The following is a 20,108-nucleotide window of genomic DNA, read 5'->3' as shown; positions in this document are numbered from 1 at the left end:
AGGCTAGCCAGTAAAGGCAGTTGCGGCTGTCAAGCTTCGACAGGTGAAGACCTCCACAACAAAGTGCCCTTCTAGGGCCTGTACATACCACGTCTTTTAGGCGTGGTTATGATTTTTTGTTTTTGTATTCGATAGACAAAGTGAGAAACAAGTGATGTTGGTGCTATTTTGACTGCCAATTTTGCAATCTTTATTTTCCATCCAGGAATGATATAGAATTTTCCTTTGAACAATCGTTTGATTGTTATTCTGGCAACATATTCACTGCTTAGTCCATCTAATGAAAATTGAACATTCGCGACTTGATTAAAATGCGTATTTACTGGACCAGGGCATAAAAGACTGATTTGAACATCTGATTTTTCTTTTTTTAATTCTTCTCTTATAGCTTCTGATAATCTCACGACATAGGCTTTAGAAGCATAATATGTGGCCATCAGGGGACCAGGCATAAATCCACCAATAGAGGCAACGTTGAGAATGATTCCACTATCTTTTTCTTTCATATTCTGTAGATAAAGTTTTGTCAGTGTGTGCAGACCAATTATATTCGTATGAATGATTTGAATATCTTTTTCTAAAGATGTTTGATCAAAATGACCACAATCCCCTAATCCGGCATCATTAACAAGAATATCAACATCTTTATGATTTTGATATAAATCATAGCAGTTTTCTTCTTTCGAAATATCCATACCAATCACTTCTACATGTGTATTGATTTGATTTTTGAGTTCATTTAATTTTTGAATGTTTCTAGCAACTAAAATTAAATCATATCCCTGAAGGCTTAATTCTATAGCAATAGCTTTCCCAATTCCTGATGAAGCTCCTGTAATCAATGCTTTCATTTCATAACCACCAATCTTTTCATGTTTTTTATCTTTCTTTGTATTGTCTTATAACTGTCATTTTATTATAATACTTGTAGACATAAAAACAAGTACCTATATTTGAGTAATGTACTATCTTAGGAGAGAGTTATGATTAAAAATTATATTGAAAATGCAAATTTTGAAGATACTGGTTTTAGTTATACCTTATCATTAATATCTGGTAAGTATAAGATGATTATCTTATATTGTTTAATGGAATATCATACTGTCAGATTTAACGAATTAAAAAGATATATCAAAAAAATATCTGACAAGACACTTAGTCAGAACTTAAAAGAATTAGAAAAGGATCAGCTCATATACAGAGAGGTTTATCCTCAGATTCCTCCTAAAGTAGAATATTCATTAACAGAGCGAGGACTATCACTTATGAAAGTGTTAGATCAGTTATGTGTCTGGGGTGAAGAAAATCGTATCAAAGAACATCATGATGAGAACTCATTATGATGTTTTTTATGTATTTTAACTATTAAAAAGCATCTTATCTTAAAAATGTAGGAATCTTTTTTATGGGAGCTGTTTATATACAGAGTCGACAAAGACAATAATTCATTTGTCTATTTATATAAAACAATTTATAATAAATATTAGAGTCTATAATAAGGAGAGAAGTAATCATGAAAACATATTTGACGCTAGATGTTGGAGGAAGTGCAATAAAATATGCCTTAATTCAAGAAGATTTAAATATTCTGGAAAAATCAAGTGTTCCTACTCCAATGGATACAATGGATCATTTTGTAGAAACAATTGGACAAATTTATGATCAATATAAAGACAATATAGCCGGAATGGCTATTTCAATGCCAGGTATTATTGATCCTGATAAAGGCTATGCTTATACTGGAGGGGCTCTTTTATATATTTCAAAAATGAATGTTGTTGAAATATTACAAAAACGATGTCCAACACCTATTACTATTGGTAATGATGCAAAATGTGCGGCTAATGCTGAAATAGGTTATGGGAATTTACAAGATATTCAAGATGGAGCTGTTGTTATTTTGGGAACAGGTATTGGTGGATGCCTGATTAAAGACCATAAAGTTCATACAGGAAGACATTTTAGTGCTGGAGAATTCTCTTTTGTGAAAACAAACTGCCTGGATAATATCTCATGGGACTTTGCTTGGTCAACAAGAACAGGTATCAAGGGATTATTGGAAAGAGTTCAAGAGTCATTAGGAACTGATCAGGAATATACTGGTATTGAAATCTTTGATATGGCCAATCAAGGTAATGAAAAAGTTATTGAAGGTATTAGTCAATTCTGTAAAGAAGTCGCAACTCAAATTTTTAATGTGCATATTATTTTTGATTGTGAAAAAGTGGCGATTGGTGGAGGAATCAGTGCCCAACCATTATTAATTGAACTCATTAATAAACATTTTGATGATATTTTTGATCATTTAGGATTTGAAGTTTATAGACCAGAAATTGTTCCTTGTCATTATCGTAATGATGCGAACCTAATTGGAGCATTATATCAACATATTCAAACTTTTAAATAATAGAAAAAAAACAATGTTTTAGATTTTAATCATATTTTAATCAAAACATTGTTTTTTAATACAGAAAATATTTTATATAAAATGTATCCAATACAAACACCAATAAAATTGGTAATAATATCAGTAATATCAAAGGTTCTATAACCAATACAAAATAAAGAAAATAACATTTGTAATGTTTCAATACTCAAAATAGATAATAAACCAATGGAAGCTGTTTTTATAAAACGACATTGAAAACATATTGGAAACAATAAACCAAATGGTATAAACATAATTGTATTTAATATAACCCCTCTTACAGCACCACCATATTGATTAATAATATCACGAAAAGGAATAGTAAAATTATTATATGAAAAATACCACCAGTTTCCTATTTGAAAATCTTGAAAGTCAAGGGGTAATAAAGTCACAAAGAGAATAGCAACAATATAAAAATAAAATAAAGTGAAATAAAAACGTTTGAAATGATTATATTTTAGATATATAGTGTGGTAATAAATTTTAATAAAAAGAAAGGCTTCTATAATAAATTGAATCCATACAGCAAAGGACCAAGTTTTTGAAACAATAAACAAAGTACTCACCTCATAAAATGTGTTGAAATTTATTTTAACAAAAAGCATACTGAAAGTAAATATTGTATTATAATTTATTTTATGGTGAAAAATGGCATAATATGTGAAGAAATTAATAAAATAAGAAGGAATATGATATACTATAGTTAATAATAAGGAGGGAAAATCATGAAAAAATTTTTAAAGATAGCTATCTGCCTGTTGATGGTTACGGGAATTGTTGCCTGCAGTGGTGGTTCTACTGAAAAACAGGAAGCTGTTGTTACAAATTTCTTTGAGTACTTGAAAGCTGGAGACATGGATAAGATTTCAACAATTTGTACAGAGGATAATAGTGATGTTGAAGATTTGATATCTTCCATATCACAAACTGACGAATTTCAAGATGTAGATACTTATGGTCAAACTTTTGTTGATGAATTTAATAAATATATGAAAGCTATATTAAGCGATTTTATAGTTTCTTATGAAATTGAAAGTGTTGATGAAGATGGAGAAAACTATGTTGTTACTACGAATGCTGAGATAAAAAATTATGATAATGTTAATTTTGAAGACATTTTGACAAAAATACTAACAGATTATCAAAAGGAGCATATTGATGAACTCAAAACTTATGAATCAGAAGATGAAATGATAAAAAAAGCATTTAGTGATATAGCACCTACGGCTTTTGAAGAAATAACTAAAGAATGTAAAGCAGTAAAAGATAGTGAAGAATATCAGATTAAGTTTACTTTAGTCTCTGATGGAGATAATTGGTTGATTTCTAAAATAGAATAAAAAAATATAAAAAATAACTACAAGCTATTGAGGTAACTCAATAGTTTTTCTATTACGGAAAAAGTTATAGTTTGAGATAATGAATTGTTATAATGGAACAAGAAAATGTAGGAGGATTATTTATGATTAAATGTATTGTATGTGATTTGGATGGGACATTGATGAGAAAAGATGATTCCATTGAGGAAAAAACATATCAAAGCTTAAAAAGATGTATTGAAAATGGAATAGAATTTATTATTGCGACAGGAAGAGATATCAATATGGTTATAGATTTTTTAGATCATTATCAATTGGATTGTGACTTGATATTAAATAATGGAACACAATATTGTAATCGTCGACAGACATTTAATCATATATATCCAATGAATTATGAAGCCTTTAAAAAAATAGCTCATATTTTATCATCATATGGGTATTTATTGGCTATTCATACAGATCATGGAAAATATTCATTTGTTAATCAAGAAGAATTCTGGGATTATCATTATAAATTATTACTTGCTTCTCCTGATTATCAGGAGTCATTACCTCAAAAAACGTTTACGACAAAAGAAGGTTATTTAAGAGATTTTCATTATGCAAAAGATGCTGATGAAATCATAAAACAAGGAATCAAAGTTTTAAAAATAGATGCAAGACATTTAGATGCTTATTTAATTCAAGGAGTTAAACAACAATTAAATATTGATGGTTTAAATATTTCATCATCTTATGAAGATAATATTGAAATTACTAGCTCTCAGACAAGTAAAGGAAAGCTTTTAGATAAAGTCATCAAAGAAAAAGGATATGCTTATGATGAGGTAGCGGTATTTGGTGACGGTGAGAATGATAAAGATATGCTGGCTTTATTCCCATACTCTTTTGCGCCAGCTAATGCTTCAAATTCTGCAAAAATGGCAGCACATTATCAGCTTTCTAGTACTTGTGAAAATGGTGCGGTTTTTGAAGGTATAGAAATCTTAAAACAAAAAGAAATTTTAAAAATTTAAATGCAATAAAGTTGACGAAATATCAAATATTGAGTATCATTTTAATGGATAAAGTTATCCATGATGAATAGGAGGAATTATTATGGCAAAATTTGTATGTACAGTTTGTGGTTATGTTTATGAAGGAGATGCAGCACCAGAAAAATGTCCAGTTTGTGGTGTAGGTGCTGATAAATTCGTAGAACAAAGTGGTGAAATGACATGGGCAGCTGAACATGTTGTTGGTGTAGCACAAGGTGTAAGTGAAGATATTATTAAAGATTTACGTGCTAACTTTGAAGGTGAATGTTCAGAAGTAGGTATGTATTTAGCAATGGCTCGTGTAGCTCATCGTGAAGGATATCCAGAAGTTGGATTATATTATGAAAAAGCTGCTTGGGAAGAAGCAGAACATGCTGCTAAATTTGCAGAATTATTAGGAGAAGTTGTTACTGATTCTACTAAGAAAAATCTTGAAATGCGTGTAGAAGCTGAAAATGGAGCAACTGCTGGAAAAGTTGATTTAGCTAAACGTGCTAAAGAAGCTAACTTAGACGCAATCCATGATACAGTTCATGAAATGGCTAGAGATGAAGCTAGACATGGAAAAGCATTTGCAGGATTATTAAAAAGATATTTTGGAGAATAGAAAAAACGCCAATAGGCGTTTTTTAATTGCAAAAAAATAGTATGAGAAAGCATCTAGAATTTGCTGTTTGAAAAATGTACTTACAAGATAAAAGCAGAAATAAATTTTTTATAAGATTTACTATTTATCTTGTGATTTGAATTCAATCTATCATATAATATGTTTATCTGATAAAAATATGATACGGGAGGAGAAAGTGTGTGAAAAAAACAGGAATTTTAGATGTGAAATATTCATTGACACAAATTCTGTATTTTGCCTCATATAGTGCATTGATGGGCTATGCATCTGTTTACTTGTTAGATCAAGGTGTATCTAACTCATTAATCGGAACAACTCTGGCACTTGTGAGTATCATTGCTGTTTTTACACAGCCAGTCGCTGCTTCTGCAGTAGATAAAAAAACGATAAAGTTACAGACATTAGTTAATATTATATTGATTGTTACAGTGGCTTTATCATTGTGTCTGTACTTCTTTAAATTACAAACAATGATTTTATTATGTGTCTTTGTTGGTATTGTCACATGTATGATGACGATTCAGCCTTTATTTAATTCTATGGCATTCCTTTTTGAAAAATATGGTATTCATATTAATTATGGTTTAGCGAGAGGATTAGGAAGTGCTGCTTATGCGTTAGCTTCAGCTGTTTTAGGTTATCTTGTAGAAGATTTTGGAACAAGTGCTATTCCATTGTTTTATATTATAGGGAATATATTATTGATTTTGGTTGTTTATACATATGTCATTCCAAAAAATCAGCAAAAAGAAATACAGGCCACAGATCAACAACAAGAAGAAACTGAACAGGAACAGCTATCTTTCTTTAAGTTCTGTGCTATGTATAAAAAGTTCATGGTCTTTGTTGTGGGAGTTGTTTTGGTGTTCTTTACACATACCATCATCAATAACTTCTTCATTCAAGTTATTACACCTATTGGTGGAACAGAAAGTCAGATGGGAATTGCTGTTTTTATTGCTGCCATTGTAGAATTACCAGCCATGGCTATGTTTAATGTGATTAGAAAGAAAATAGATTGTGCAACATTCTTAAAAATTTCTGCAGTTGTTTTCGCCGCAAAACATTTATTGACTTTTTTAGCGACAGATATTTTTATGATTTATGTCGCACAGGTTTTACAAATTGGTGCCTATGCTATCTTTATTCCAGCAAGTGTTTATTATGTTAATGAAGTCATTTCGAAAGCTGATTTGGTTAAAGGACAATCTATGGTAACTGTAGGAATTACAGCAAGTGGAATTATTGCTAATTTTGCTGGTGGTATTTTACTTGATGCTGTTGGAGTTCATGATTTATTGATGATAGGAGTTGCAGTGTCTGTTATAGGTGCTTTGATTGTTTTCTTATCTATTGAAAAGAAAAAAACTGTTATTGAATAAATTATCATACGTAATCGTAATGAGAGGATTATAAGCAGTTTCATTCAGTCAATATACTGATTTGAACTGCTTTTTTTGATGATAATTTAAAAAATATGAGTTATCTACAATAATGAAGATAATATCTTATCTGAAAATTGATATATAGAAAGAAGATGTCAGGATTAATAATAATTTTATGGATATAAATATTTGATATCTTGAATGCTTTAAAACATATCAAAGAAAAAAAGATTATTTATAAAAGTTATAAATACTTATTGTGAAATTATGTGATTATGGTATAATGTTGGACATATTTTGTGATTGGAGGGATTTATTGAGATAGAAGAATATATGGTGTATTGAAGATAAAATCGACCCTTTGAAATACGCTGACGGTCAGCAGGTCAATGCCGATTTTATGACTGAAGAAGTCTTATTGTGGGTTAGAAGCCCAGTTTTATGAGCGTATACTTGTAGAATCAATAAGAGTATTAAAAGCAATATGCTATATAAAGCTCAATGAATCTGATAAAAATTGAATACAATCAAAACAATCAGTAGTTACAAGTGCTCTTAAAAAGAAAGGAGTATTTTAATGAAAAAATTATTTTTAATGTTATTATCTGTAGGGATTTTAGTAGGATGTAGCTCTCATAAAGTGAATATGAGTGATGAAATGAAAATAGATAATCCTATTGATTTATCAAAAAAAGATGGAGCGGATAGTGTAGAAAGACAAGGAGATCATGAAGACTCTATGTATTATGCACATCCTGATTTTTATAATATGGAATCTACGGATTCATTGACTATTTTAAGTCATTTTCAAACATTACAGCAATCTTCAGAATGGAGTTGTGGGGTAGACAGTACATTAATGGTACTCAATTATTATGGTAAATTAGGGAATCATACAGAAGAATCACTTGCGCAGTTTCGAACAAATGGCTTGTCAGAAGAAGCAACAAGTTTAGAGTCAATGATTAAAATTTTTGAAGGTGTTGGTGGTATGGAGATTCATTCTACATATGATTATACAAAAGAAGAAGCAAGCGAGAAAATCAATCTAGATATGATTCGTCAATATTTAGAAAAAGGTATACCTGTCATTGTCGCATGGAATGACTGGGGTGGACATTGGCAGACAATTATTGGATATGATGATATGAATACAGAAACAGTGCAAGATGATGTGATTATAGTTGCTGATTCTTATGATACGACTGATCATAATCAAGATGGCTATGGAATCATTCCAGCTGAACGTTTCTATTATAATTGGACAATGTATGATTTCTTCGAAAAAAATTATCAAATTGATGAAAGAGATTATCTGTTTATTGCTGTAGAACCTAAATAAAACATTAGTTTTGGATACTTTAAAGTTGTAGTCTTGTATATTTAAATATAAGACTACTTTTTAATAGACAAGAGAATTGAACTATATTGAAACAATATGAATAGAAAGTGAGTGTTTTATTGGTAAGAAGTGAAAAATGATAAATAAATTTGTTTAATAAGAAGCTTTTAGTGTTGGTTATGAGATTATTGTTTTATCTTTATTTATCATCTCAAATAATGCTTAGTAAGCATTATAATTGATAGATTATAAGTATTAGACATTGAAAAAAGACTTTTATATAATAAAAAAGTCAAAGGATGGTGTGGATATGTTTTCAAATCGTGCATTAAAAGAAATGATTGTTCCTCTTTTTTTTGAACAATTATTAGTTATGCTTGTAGGTATTGCTGATACGTTTGTAGTAAGTTTTGTAGGAGAGGCAGCAGTATCAGGAGTCTCATTAGTCAATATGTTTAATACAATTTTCATTTATCTTTTTACTGCATTGGCTTCAGGGGGAGCAGTTGTCATCAGCCAATATATTGGGTGTGACGATCAAAAAAATACAGTGAAATCATCTAGTCAATTATTGATGTTTTCTACTTTATTTTCTATTGTTATAGCGGTTGTAACACTTATTTTTAATCGTTCCTTATTAACTCTTTTATTTGGGAGAGTTGAAAATTCTGTTATGGAAGCCTGTGTGACATATTTAAGAATATCGGCATATTCTTATCCAGCACTGGCTATTTATAATGCTGGAGCTGCACTTTATCGTAGTCTTGGTAAAACCAGTACAACTATGTATATTTCACTGATTTCAAACGTTATTAATGTGGTTGGTAATTTGATAGGAGTCTTTGTTTTCCATGCTGGTGTCGCTGGAGTTGCCTATCCATCTTTAATTGCTAGAGCATTTTCTGCTATAGCCATTACAGTTCTTTGTTTTTCAAAAAGTCGCTTTGCTCATTACAGCAAAGAATGGATTTTGAAATGGGATAGCCCTATGTTAAAAAGAATTTTAAATATTGCCATTCCAAATGGTGTAGAAAATGGTATTTTTCAACTTGTTAAAGTTGCTTTAAGTAGTGTTGTAGCATTATTTGGTACTTATCAGATTGCAGCTAATGGCATTGCTCAAAGTATTTGGTCTCTAGCAGCGCTTATTGGTTCAGCAATGGGTCCAGTTTTTATTACTGTGATCGGTCAGTGTATGGGAGCGAATCAAGTTAAAGAAGCAGAACATTATTTTCGTAAGCTTATGAAATTGACGCTTGTTTTATCTATTATTTGGAATGTAATCATTTTTATCATCACACCAATTTTCATGCAATTTTATCAAGTATCAGAAGAAACGCGACAATTGGTCATTATTCTTGTATTAATTCATAATATTTTTAATACTGTCGCTTTTCCATTCTCTGGACCTTTATCCAATGGGTTACGTGCGGCTGGAGATGTCAAATATACAATGATTGTGTCTATTGCTTCAACTGTTTTTGGAAGATTGATTTTTTCATTAATTTTTGCGATTGGACTCAATATGGGTGTCATTGGTATAGCCTTTGCGATGTGTCTGGATTGGACGATTAGAGGTATTATCTTTTATATCCGTTTTCGTTCAAAAAAATGGACAAAATTTAGAGTCATTTAAATCTTCTTGTGATAAGAAGATTTTTTTTATACAATAATGATAATAGAAAAGAGGCGATCATATGATTAAAGATATTGTCAAAGATCAATTTTTTTTACAACAGAAATCTATGGATGCAACCAAAGAAGATTTATCCATTGTACAAGATTTATTAGACACGATTCAAGCTCATAAAACTTGTGTTGGTATTGCAGCTAATATGATAGGTGAACTCAAAAATATCATTGTTGTCGATGATGGAAAACAATACCTCGTGCTGATTAATCCAGAAATAGTACAGACACATAAACCACTCTATACCTGTCAGGAAGGATGTCTATGTCATGAGGGACTTAAAGAGACAAAACGTTATGAAAAAATCAAGGTCAAATATTTAGATCAGGATTTTCGTCCAAAAATCAAAACGTTTGAAAAACAAACAGCACAGATTATTCAACATGAAATAGATCATTGTCAGGGGATTTTGATTTAATGAAAAAGAAAAATTGGTTATACAGATTAAAAAATATTGGACCAGGAGCGATTGTTGTTGCTGCGTTTATTGGACCAGGAACGATTACTGTTTGTTCAACATCTGGAGCGAGTTATGGCTATACTTTATTATGGGTTCTGTTATTTGCGACAGTAGCGACTATTGTTTTTCAGGAAATGGCAGCTAGACTGGGTATTATTACTCATAAAGGACTAGGAGAAAATATTCGTGAAAAAATATCAAACAAAGCAATGAGAATGATTGTATCATTGATTGTTGTGGTTGCTATTTTTATAGGAAATATTGCATATGAAACTGGTAATATGACTGGTGGAGCAATGGGGATTGCAGTCATGCTACCTGATATCCCGTTAAATATTATAGCTATTATTATGGGAATAATAGCCATGATATTGCTTTTTTCTGGTAGCTATCAATATATCGAGAAGTTTTTGACAGCTTTGGTTTTTGTAATGGCATTTACTTTTATTATTACAACTTTTCTGTCTCAGCCTGATTGGGGAAAAGTGCTCAGTGGATTCCTTCCTAGCTTTCAAGATGTCAACTGGCTCAATGCTGTAGGTCTTGTAGGAACAACAGTTGTTCCTTATAATCTTTTTTTACATTCTTCCAGTGCAGCGCAAAGATGGCAAAACGAAAAAGATTTGAGCGATGCACGCATTGATACAATTTTATCTATTAGTTTAGGTGGGATTGTTTCGATGTGTATTGTCATTGTTTCAGCAACCAATTGTGCCGGTGTGACTATTCAAAATGCCAGTGATTTATCTCTAGCTCTGCAGCCGGTTTTAGGACAAGCTGCAAGTTATTTGGTCAGTATAGGATTATTTGCTGCGGGATTGACCTCAACAATTACAGCACCACTTGCTGCAGCATATGCAACTTGTGGTGTTTTGGGGATTAAGCAAGATATGAAATCAACAAAATTTCGTTTGATTTGGCTGATTGTCATTTTGGCAGGTATGATTTTCATCTTAGTGAATCAGTCAACACCGACAGAATTGATTTTAATTGCACAGGTTGCCAATGCTGTTATTTTACCAATTATGGTTATTTTCTTAATGTATTGTATGAATAGTCAGCAATTAGGTCAATATCGAAATCATTTTTTAAGTAACATTGCAGGTAGTCTTGTTTTATTGATAACAATTGCTTTATGTATTCAAAATATGATGAAATTATTATAAAAAACATGTTATAAATTCTATAACATGTTTTTTTGTCGTTTAAAGCAATATAATTTCATTCTAGATATTTGTATAATATTGTCGGCTTTAAAATAAGAGTGTTTCAAAAGCAATGATAGCTTCACCAAAAAAGGTGTTGGGATGATTCATATCATGAGAAAATGAATCATAATGTCCTATGACAATTGGCAATGAAGAGAGTTTTGTGATTGGGGAATGGGGATTTCCTAGGAAGCTGATAATGGAAACATGATTATGATAAGCTGTTTCAATAATTTCATTTAAGCGTGGTGTTTGACCTGAATAGGAGACAACCATAAAGATTGTATTATCAAAAAAATGTTGACTAAACATTTCCATATGAACAACACACATGGCTTGATAGCCTAAAAGGGTTAAGCGCTGTTGCATATATTCAGCAATGGGTGCAGAAAAACCTAGTCCAAAGACAATAATGCGTCTAGAACGATCTTGAAGCAAATCTTGGAATTTGTCACGAAAAGAACGATACTGCTGATGTAAGTCGATAGTTTCATTATCCTTGGTAGATGTCAGATGATAAATCATATCACTATAGCCATCAAAACCAAATTTATTACAGAGTTTATAAATGGTTGATGTACTTGTATAATTATCTTTTGCCATTTGACGTATACCAATTGACTTGAGTTCAGGAAGATGTTCTTGGATATAGGCAACAATTTGTTTTTCAAGATCATTAAGTTCATATTTTTCGGATAAATGTAAAATATTCATGAAAACACCTCCAAAACAATTATGTCATATTCAAAAGAAAGGAGCAAGAATTTAATGGCAAAAAAAATGTATGATCCATGGTCAAAAATTACAACAAGAAATGGCTATGCAGGTGATGAAGTGATTTCTGCTTTACAGAAATCTATCCGTAGAGGTTTAGAAGAACAGGCTTGTATGTTCGCATATGAATTATATATCTCATCACCACAGTTAGAAGAAAAATTATGGAGAAGATTATTAACAATTTCAGTAGAAGACATTGGAATGGGGAATCCAATGGCAGCTATTGTTGTGAACAATTTATATCAGATGAGCAGAGAATTTGATTATGCTGATGGAGATAGACCTATCTATTTTATTCATGCTATTAGATATATGTGTCAATCTGAAAAAGATCGTTCAAGTGATTTATTGAAAAATATCTGTATTAAATCTTTTGCAATGGGGAAATTACCAGAAATTCCTGATTATGCATTAGATAAGCATACACAACGTGGACAGGCGATGGGAAGAGATTCATTTCATTTCTTAAATGAGGCTAGTAAAGTTTATCCACAAAAAGAAGTTGATAATGATTATAAAGAACGATATGCAAAAATATTAGAAGAATATGATCCAGAAAATGTAACTGATACAGCATTTACATTTAATGGATGGCAATTTTAAAAGGGAGAGTAAAAAATGATTAGTCGATTAGAACAATTATTATCACCATTAGGAAATAAGCTAGGGAATCAAAGACACTTACAGGCTATCTCTAATGGGATGATGATGTCACTTGCATTAATTGTTGTAGGGTCAATATTTTTGATTATCGCGAATCCACCAATTAATTTGGATATCGTGGATATGAATACAGGAAATATCTTTTTAAAAGCTATGATTGCCTGGAAACAATGGGCAGTAGCCAATTATAATACCATTACCATTCCTTATACAATGACAATGGGATTGATTGGGTTGGTAACAGCTTTTGGAGTTGCTTATTCATTAGCAGAAACTTATCAAATGAAACCTGCTATCAATGGCATTATTTCTATGTGTGTATTTTTAATGATTTCTGCACCTGTCACAGATGGACAATTATCTATGACTTATTTAGGAGCAGATGGTTTATTTGTCGCTTTAATTATCGGTTTGATTTCAGTTGAAATTTGTCGTGTTGTTGGAAATAAAATGGTCTTTACATTTCCAGAGAGTGTACCAACTGCAGTTACAAACTTTGTGAATTCATTATTACCATTAGCTGCAAATATTATTATTATCTATGGTTTAAATCTTGTTTTAATGGGAGTCAGTGGTCAATCATTACCACAGTTTGTCATGAGTATTTTAACACCAGCTATTTCAGGTGTTGATAATGTTTGGGCTTATATGGGTATCTTTGCCTTTTCTAATATTTTATGGTTATTCGGTATTAACGGATCATCTATTATTTTCCCAATTGTATTCACATTAGGAATTACCAACTCTGGTCTTAATGCTGATTTAGTCAATGCTGGACAACACGCAGAAAATATCATGAACCTACAGATGTATAGATACGCTGTATTAGGTGGTGGAGGAAACACTCTAGGTCTTGTCTTATTAATGTGTTTCTCACATGTGAAACATCTCAAAACAATTGGACGTTTAAGTCTAGTACCAGGTATTTGTGGAATTAATGAACCTGTTATTTTTGGAGCACCGATTGTATTAAACCCAGTTTTAGCAATTCCTTTTGTTTTAATGCCATGTATTTCTATTGGGTTAGGATATCTTGTTCAAAGTCTTGGATTGGTAAGTATGGGATATATTGTTGATCCATCATTTACACCATTCTTTGCGCAAGGTTTCTTATCAGCGCTTGATATAAGAAATGTTATTTTTATGTGTGTACTGATTGTGATTAGTATGGCAGTATATTATCCTTTCTTTAAAGTTTATGAAAAATCAATTGCTCAAAAAGAGGGTGTTGATGCGTAAAAAATAGTCTGTTTAGACTATTTTTTTATGCATAATTTTGAATTGTTTTAATAATCTGAAATAATTCCGATGCTGTTTCTTTCTTTCCTGACAAAATCCAATAATAACATATATTAAAATAAGGAATAGTATAATAAATCATAAAATATTCCTTATGACTTTGAATAAAGTGATTTTCATGATTAAGGCTTTGTAAAACAGATTGTGTATTATATTTAGAAATATAAGGTAATAAGCCCCATTTGTTTAACGCTAATAACAATTGTGTATTTTCATCAAAGAACGAAATAAAATCTTGTATGGCTTCATCACTTGTAAAATAGTGAATATCTTTATATTTATTTTGAAAGGTTTTTTGGTGTGCCTGACGGTAGACTTCTTTTAAGATGTCTTCGATAGAGTGATAGTTATTATAAAAGGCATTTCTAGATACTTTTGCCTTTGTAACCAAAGATGTAATTGTGATTTGATCAAGAGATACTGTTTGAAGCATTTCAATCAATGCTGTTGTTATTTGCTTTTTAGAATATTCTGATTTATTCATATGAATCACCTATTTTCATTATAACAAATCCAAACAAAAAAGATAAGTTTGTCCTTATTTTCTATAACGGATTGATAAGCCCAAAAGAAAGATTTATATTATAAAAAAGGAGGCGTTATATATGAAAGATTATTTTGGATATAAAGACAAAGTTGCAGTTGTCACTGGAGCGGCATCTGGTATGGGAAAAGCAACAACAGAAATGTTGGTAGACTTAGGAGCAAAGGTTTATGCATTGGATTGGCAGGAAGTTAAAGTAGATGGTATCACACAATATATTCATGTAGACTTGAGTCAAAAAGAATCTATTGATCAGGCGTTTGAAAATCTTCCAGATCATATTCATTCTTTCTTTGGAATTGCTGGAGTATCAGGATCAAAAAATGATTTTATCACAACTTGTAAGATTGATTTATTAGCAAATAAGTATATTTGTGAAGAATTCTTAACAAAAAGAATGCAAAAAGGAGATAGTATCGCATTTATTACGTCAACTGGAGGAAATGGTTGGGAAAGAGATGATAATAAAGATGTTTTCTTACCAGTACTTCAGGCTAAAGGTTGGGAAGAAAGCCTTCAGGCATTAGAACAAACAGGCATGACACAAATGCCAGGAACAATGGGATATCCATTTAGTAAATTGGCAATGAACTATTATACAGTACAATTGCAGCAGACTTTTGCTTCTCAAGGTATTCGTGTGAATGCAGTTTTACCTGGATCAACAGATACTGGAATGAAAGATGAATTTACACAAATGGCTGGTGGAGAAGAAGGACTTCTTGCACATTGTGGTTATGCAGGACGTTTAGCAACCAGTGAAGAAATGGCTATGCCAGTTGTTTTCTTAAATAGTGATATGGCTTCATATATTTCAGGAGAACATTTAATTGTTGATTATGCGCAAACAAGTGAAGAAGTGGCAGGTTTGAAAACAGTAGAGCAAGTCATTTCATTAAAAGGTATTTTAGAATATATGAAAAATATGCAAAAATAAAAATACTAGACATAGGTTCGCCTATGTTTAGTATTTTTTCTAACTATATAAAATACTTTGATAATATTCTTTTGTCTTTTGTTCAAACGCTTGATTGATATGTACTTGCTTTTCAATGATTTCTGATTCCATTTGTTGAATCTGATTGTCTTGAGGTATTTGATCATCAGCAATGACATTAACTGTAGAGATAACAGCTTGGGGAAACTGGTTTTGTAAATCATTAATAGCTTGATGAATTTGATTTTGAATATGATTTTTAAAATAATTAAATATTGTATCCACAATAAGAAGTATCATATGTTTAAAATCATAATCTAAATCCACAACAACATAAGCACCTAAAGCTTGCTGTTGAGACATGGAATTTAAAGTGAATTGCTGAGTCAAATCCATTTTTTCAACAAAACATAATGGGCTATAAAAGACACGTTCTTCTTTTTTAAGAATAAATGGCTGATCTTGTGTTGGTTGAACAAAAAGAGTATCACCATACAAAGAAAAGATCACATTTTCATTATACACAGGTGTTAAAGTTTTCAAATGTGCAAGACCATCATATATCATTAATGCCATCTCTTCATTATAATTCATTTTTTCAACATAATTCTTGACATCACTTTGATGAATTGTTTCAATATATTCACATAATCTTTTCATAACCTCACCTCAAAAATGGAGTATAGCACAAAAAAGAAAAAAGGAAAATGTTTTCATAAAATTATTTTCAAATAATCATTGACTCTAAACCTAACTTTAGCGTTAATATATAGATAATGAGAATAGGAGGGATTGAATTGAAAACAAAGAAATTAACCTTTGGAGCTATGTGCCTGGCCTTATCTTTATTATTACCACAGGCTTTCCATATGATTGGTATGCAGCAGGCAGGGTCTGTCTTTTTACCTATGCATATTCCTGTTTTTATTGGTGGTTTATTATTGGGTCCTATTTATGGATTGTTTTTAGGAATCTTTGCGCCACTAACAAGTTTTGTTGTGACAGGTATGCCTAGTGCAGACCGTGTCTTATTTATGATGTGCGAACTGGCAACTTATGGAACAGTCAGTGGATTGCTATTTCATCAGTTCCATTTCGCTCAAAAGAAATGGGGAGCTCTGTCAGCTTTAGTTATTTCCATGCTGGCAGGAAGAGTTGTTTATGGTATTGTGATTTCCATTGCAACTTATCTGTTCAATATTCCTTTAGGAGGATTGCCAGCAGTCATTGCAGCAACGACAACAGGAATACCAGGTATTATCATTCAGCTGATATTTGTACCTACTGTTGTCATGGCCATTATCAAAGGAGGCTATTTTGATGAATTTGCAGCAGTTGAAAGAAAAGCTTAAGGAAGATGAAGCAACGTTAGTTGCGAAAGTCAAAGGAGAAATCTATGAATCACATCTTCATGGGATAGGACCGATACTGAATCCAATGAAAGAGAATCAGCACTTTTTTGAAGATGCGATAGTGGTCGATAGAGTGATAGGCAAAGCAACTGCGATGTTATTAGTCTTATCAAAGGTTCAATATGTATATGCCTATGTGATGAGTGAGAAAGCCAAAGAGATATTTGATCTGTATGATATTGAATATGGTTATGAAGAAACAGTACCTTATATTATTAATAGAACACATGATGGAATGTGTCCTATGGAAAAAACTGTTTATGAAATGACAGATTTAGATGAGGCTTTTGAAGCCTTGAAAAATAAACAAAAAGAATTAATGTCAAAGTAAAATGCATCTTGATATGATGAACTGACCTTCAAAAGTTGAATTCATCAACTTTTGGGGTCATTCATAATCAGGATGCTTTTTTATAAGTCTTTTTTCATATAAACGACATCATCCATAGGATTATCATAATAAGCATCAATTTCATAAAATCCAAAATGATGATAAAGACGTATAGCCTTCTGTAAAGGTAAAATTGTATCAAGAACCATTTCCTGATATCCATCCTTTTGAGCTAAGGATATGATTTTTTGAATGAGTTGATATCCAATTTGGAGATGACGATATTCCTTTTTCACAAATAATCTTTTCATCTCACAACGTGTCTGATTGTGTTTATGTAAAGCCACACAACCAATGGCTTTGTTCTGATGATAAGCGACAATCAGATGTCCATGGGGTGGTAAATATTTTTGAGATAAATCATCATATTCTTGCTCAATATTTTGAAAATCTAAATTTCTATGAAGCTCTTGTATGTATTCTTTAATTAATTGAACAATCTGATCATGATGTTCTTTAGGATCTTGTCTGTATTCCATTGTTTTCACCTCGTTATTGATTATTATAACACAAAAATACTTGAGCTTAAGGACTTCTATTATATAATAGGAGTGAGAAGGAGTTGTATAGTGTGAAAAATATGTATAATTATCCACGCCCTCAGTTATATCGAGAAAACTTTATATCTTTGGATGGTGAATGGCTACTTAATCATCAATTCATACAAGTGCCCTATCCCCCGCAATCTTCATTATCAAGTTATCAGGGAGATATAAAGGATCAGTTATTTTATCAGAAAACATTTGTTTTGGATGAAAAACAAATCAGTAAAGATAAGATGATTCATTTACATTTTGGAGCAGTTGATCAAATCGCTAAGGTATATGTTAATCATCAATGTGTAGGTGAACATCGTGGCGGTTATTTACCATTTTGGTTTGATATTACATCATTTGTGAAAACTGGAGAGAATCTTTTGGAAGTGAAAGTCACGGATCAGCTTTCGCCTGTTTATCCTTATGGTAAGCAGAGAAAGAAATCTGGAGGCATGTGGTATACACCAGTTTCTGGTATATGGCAGAGTGTCTGGATTGAAATAGTGAAACCTCATTACATTCAAAGCTTAAAAATCACACCAACACTCGAAAGTATTCATCTTCATGTAGAAACATCTGCAGAAGACTATCAAGTGAAAATTATAGGAGATTCTCTTATTTTACAGGAGACTTTTCAATCAAAGGATATTGATATAATCATTCCACAGGAAGAAAGACATCTATGGGATGTGGATAACCCTTATCTCTATCAAATTCACATTGATACAGAAGATGATCATGTTGAAAGTTATTTTGCTTTAAGAACAATAGAAATTCAAGATCAAAAGATTTTACTCAATCAAAAACCTATTTTCTTACATGGTGTTTTAGATCAAGGTTATTATCATGATGGTTTGTACTTGCCTAAAGAGATGAATGAATATGAAAAAGATATTTTAAGAATGAAACAATTAGGATTTAACTGTTTAAGGAAACATATTAAGATTGAGCCAGAAGCCTTTTATTATGCTTGTGATCGTTTAGGAATGTTGGTTATACAGGATCATGTAAACAATGGACAGTATCATTATTTTTGGGATACAGTCCTGCCTAATATAGGTTTGAAATATCGCAAAGATACTATCATAGTTAATGAACTACAAAAATATATTTTTCAAAAGCATATGCTAGAAACTTTACAGCATCTCTATAATCATCCATGTATCGTAGGTTATACAATTTTTAATGAAGGATGGGGTCAAGTCTGTTCTGATGAGATGTACAAATTATGTAAAGATTATGATGACTCTCGTTTTTATGATGCAACATCAGGATGGTTTCATCAAAAGTTAAGTGATGTTCAAAGTGAACATGTCTATTTTAAAAATAAAAAAATAAAAAAGAAAATGAATAGACCAATTTTATTAAGTGAATGTGGAGGGTATAGTCGTTTGATTGAAAATCACACTTATGCAAAAAAGTCATATGGTTATGGAGCAACACATAATGAAAAAGAACTCACGGATAAAATTGTTCAAATGTATGAAGAGATGGTTTTCCCATCTATTGAAAATGGATTATGTGGCTGTATTTATACACAATTATCAGATATTGAAGATGAAATCAATGGTTTATATACATATGATAGACAAGTCTGTAAAGTAGACCAGCAAAGAATGTTAGATATTAAAAATCGTCTCCAACAAAAATGGAATGAAAACAATAAGGAATGAGTGCACGCTTCATTCCTTTTTCTTATCTTTTTATTTGTCTAATTTATAGAGTTTTTTATATAGTTTTAGTGATTGTTAATATATGAAAAACACAGCATTATAAGTAATACTGTGCTTGTGCATGCCACATCTCATAATATTTTCCGCCTTTATCTAAAAGCAGTTCTTGATGTGTACCTTGTTGAATAATTTTTCCTTTATCAAAAACAATGATTTCATCACAAAATTGACATGAAGACAATCTATGACTAATATAAATCGCTGTTTTATTTCCAATAATCTTATCAAATTGATGATAAATTTGTGATTCAGAAATAGGATCTAAGGCAGCTGTGGGTTCGTCCAGTATAATAAGTAAAAAGTATCCAGTGAA

Annotated in this window: 22 protein-coding genes and 1 pseudogene; 16 read left to right on the top strand and 7 right to left on the bottom strand. The window is 31.2% G+C overall.

Features of this window, described 5'->3' with window-relative positions; all coding sequences use genetic code 11:
* Window positions 1-71 precede the first annotated feature (71 nt).
* Entirely contained in the window at window positions 72-851 is a 780-nt protein-coding gene (locus tag ACZYT4_RS13005) for an SDR family NAD(P)-dependent oxidoreductase (RefSeq protein WP_463786504.1), read from the bottom strand.
* 132 nt (window positions 852-983) lie between these two features.
* Here ACZYT4_RS13005 and ACZYT4_RS13000 point away from each other — a divergent pair, with 132 nt between their 5' ends.
* The gene (locus ACZYT4_RS13000; protein WP_463786501.1) at window positions 984-1,343 is read left to right on the top strand and encodes a winged helix-turn-helix transcriptional regulator; all 360 of its coding nucleotides are present in this window, start codon (window positions 984-986) and stop codon (window positions 1,341-1,343) included.
* A 170-nt stretch (window positions 1,344-1,513) separates the two neighbouring features.
* A complete protein-coding gene (locus ACZYT4_RS12995; RefSeq protein WP_463786499.1) occupies window positions 1,514-2,407 on the top strand; it encodes an ROK family protein in 894 nt (297 codons plus the stop codon).
* Window positions 2,408-2,436: 29 nt separating this feature from the next.
* On the opposite strand, the gene ACZYT4_RS12990 is transcribed toward ACZYT4_RS12995, so the two are convergent.
* Window positions 2,437-2,988 (bottom strand): VanZ family protein, encoded by a 552-nt coding sequence (locus ACZYT4_RS12990; RefSeq protein ID WP_463786497.1) that lies wholly within the window; start codon window positions 2,986-2,988, stop codon window positions 2,437-2,439.
* Window positions 2,989-3,156: 168 nt separating this feature from the next.
* Here ACZYT4_RS12990 and ACZYT4_RS12985 point away from each other — a divergent pair, with 168 nt between their 5' ends.
* The 8 genes from ACZYT4_RS12985 (at window position 3,157) to ACZYT4_RS12950 (ending at window position 11,461) form a co-directional block, all read left to right on the top strand.
* Entirely contained in the window at window positions 3,157-3,771 is a 615-nt protein-coding gene (locus ACZYT4_RS12985) for a hypothetical protein (RefSeq protein WP_463786494.1), read from the top strand.
* Between the two features lie 122 nt (window positions 3,772-3,893).
* On the top strand, window positions 3,894-4,769 hold the full coding sequence (locus tag ACZYT4_RS12980; protein ID WP_463786492.1) for a Cof-type HAD-IIB family hydrolase: 876 nt from the start codon (window positions 3,894-3,896) through the stop codon (window positions 4,767-4,769).
* Between the two features lie 82 nt (window positions 4,770-4,851).
* Window positions 4,852-5,397 (top strand): rubredoxin-like domain-containing protein, encoded by a 546-nt coding sequence (locus ACZYT4_RS12975; RefSeq protein WP_463786490.1) that lies wholly within the window; start codon window positions 4,852-4,854, stop codon window positions 5,395-5,397.
* Window positions 5,398-5,597: 200 nt separating this feature from the next.
* A complete protein-coding gene (locus tag ACZYT4_RS12970) occupies window positions 5,598-6,800 on the top strand; it encodes an MFS transporter (protein WP_463786488.1) in 1,203 nt (400 codons plus the stop codon).
* A gap of 580 nt (window positions 6,801-7,380) precedes the next feature.
* Window positions 7,381-8,145, top strand: a complete 765-nt coding sequence (locus tag ACZYT4_RS12965) for a C39 family peptidase (protein ID WP_463786485.1) — start codon at window positions 7,381-7,383, stop codon at window positions 8,143-8,145.
* A gap of 310 nt (window positions 8,146-8,455) precedes the next feature.
* Window positions 8,456-9,781: an MATE family efflux transporter gene (locus ACZYT4_RS12960; protein ID WP_463786483.1), complete on the top strand. Its 1,326-nt coding sequence runs from the start codon at window positions 8,456-8,458 to the stop codon at window positions 9,779-9,781.
* Window positions 9,782-9,842: 61 nt separating this feature from the next.
* On the top strand, window positions 9,843-10,253 hold the full coding sequence (locus ACZYT4_RS12955) for a peptide deformylase (protein ID WP_463786480.1): 411 nt from the start codon (window positions 9,843-9,845) through the stop codon (window positions 10,251-10,253).
* Entirely contained in the window at window positions 10,253-11,461 is a 1,209-nt protein-coding gene (locus tag ACZYT4_RS12950; RefSeq protein WP_463786478.1) for an Nramp family divalent metal transporter, read from the top strand. Before ACZYT4_RS12955 ends, ACZYT4_RS12950 begins: the two co-directional genes overlap by 1 nt.
* Before the next feature lie 87 nt (window positions 11,462-11,548).
* Here ACZYT4_RS12950 and ACZYT4_RS12945 read toward each other — a convergent pair whose 3' ends face one another.
* Window positions 11,549-12,217 (bottom strand): MurR/RpiR family transcriptional regulator, encoded by a 669-nt coding sequence (locus tag ACZYT4_RS12945; protein ID WP_463786476.1) that lies wholly within the window; start codon window positions 12,215-12,217, stop codon window positions 11,549-11,551.
* A 54-nt stretch (window positions 12,218-12,271) separates the two neighbouring features.
* On the opposite strand from ACZYT4_RS12945, the gene ACZYT4_RS12940 reads away from it, so the two are divergent.
* Together ACZYT4_RS12940 and ACZYT4_RS12935 are read left to right on the top strand one after the other, a co-directional pair.
* Entirely contained in the window at window positions 12,272-12,883 is a 612-nt protein-coding gene (locus ACZYT4_RS12940) for an AAA family ATPase (protein WP_463786473.1), read from the top strand.
* Between the two features lie 15 nt (window positions 12,884-12,898).
* Complete coding sequence (locus ACZYT4_RS12935; protein WP_463786472.1) at window positions 12,899-14,182, top strand: PTS sugar transporter subunit IIC; 1,284 nt, start codon at window positions 12,899-12,901, stop codon at window positions 14,180-14,182.
* A 25-nt stretch (window positions 14,183-14,207) separates the two neighbouring features.
* Here ACZYT4_RS12935 and ACZYT4_RS12930 read toward each other — a convergent pair whose 3' ends face one another.
* On the bottom strand, window positions 14,208-14,726 hold the full coding sequence (locus tag ACZYT4_RS12930; RefSeq protein WP_463786470.1) for a TetR/AcrR family transcriptional regulator: 519 nt from the start codon (window positions 14,724-14,726) through the stop codon (window positions 14,208-14,210).
* A gap of 121 nt (window positions 14,727-14,847) precedes the next feature.
* Here ACZYT4_RS12930 and ACZYT4_RS12925 point away from each other — a divergent pair, with 121 nt between their 5' ends.
* The gene (locus ACZYT4_RS12925) at window positions 14,848-15,723 is read left to right on the top strand and encodes an SDR family oxidoreductase (RefSeq protein WP_463786467.1); all 876 of its coding nucleotides are present in this window, start codon (window positions 14,848-14,850) and stop codon (window positions 15,721-15,723) included.
* Window positions 15,724-15,762: 39 nt separating this feature from the next.
* On the opposite strand, the gene ACZYT4_RS12920 is transcribed toward ACZYT4_RS12925, so the two are convergent.
* Window positions 15,763-16,383 (bottom strand): hypothetical protein, encoded by a 621-nt coding sequence (locus tag ACZYT4_RS12920; RefSeq protein WP_463786464.1) that lies wholly within the window; start codon window positions 16,381-16,383, stop codon window positions 15,763-15,765.
* A 137-nt stretch (window positions 16,384-16,520) separates the two neighbouring features.
* Between ACZYT4_RS12920 and ACZYT4_RS12915 the strand changes: the two genes are divergently transcribed.
* Window positions 16,521-17,075 carry an ECF transporter S component gene (locus ACZYT4_RS12915; protein WP_463786460.1) on the top strand — a complete coding sequence of 185 codons (555 nt, stop codon included), beginning with the start codon at window positions 16,521-16,523 and terminating at the stop codon, window positions 17,073-17,075.
* Window positions 17,044-17,466: a DUF1893 domain-containing protein gene (locus tag ACZYT4_RS12910; RefSeq protein ID WP_463786456.1), complete on the top strand. Its 423-nt coding sequence runs from the start codon at window positions 17,044-17,046 to the stop codon at window positions 17,464-17,466. The genes ACZYT4_RS12915 and ACZYT4_RS12910 overlap by 32 nt, the downstream gene beginning before the upstream one ends.
* A gap of 80 nt (window positions 17,467-17,546) precedes the next feature.
* Here the strand turns inward: ACZYT4_RS12910 and ACZYT4_RS12905 are convergent, their stop codons facing one another.
* Window positions 17,547-18,005, bottom strand: coding sequence for a GNAT family N-acetyltransferase (locus ACZYT4_RS12905; RefSeq protein WP_463786453.1), 459 nt, complete (start codon window positions 18,003-18,005; stop codon window positions 17,547-17,549).
* A 101-nt stretch (window positions 18,006-18,106) separates the two neighbouring features.
* On the opposite strand from ACZYT4_RS12905, the gene ACZYT4_RS12900 reads away from it, so the two are divergent.
* On the top strand, window positions 18,107-19,735 hold the full coding sequence (locus tag ACZYT4_RS12900; RefSeq protein WP_463786506.1) for a glycoside hydrolase family 2 protein: 1,629 nt from the start codon (window positions 18,107-18,109) through the stop codon (window positions 19,733-19,735).
* Between the two features lie 97 nt (window positions 19,736-19,832).
* Here ACZYT4_RS12900 and ACZYT4_RS12895 read toward each other — a convergent pair.
* A pseudogene (locus ACZYT4_RS12895) lies at window positions 19,833-20,108 on the bottom strand (ABC transporter ATP-binding protein); the annotation flags it as partial.

The organism is Massilimicrobiota sp. mt181 (genome assembly GCF_055420065.1).
This window is presented reverse-complemented; position numbering and strand designations above follow the sequence as displayed.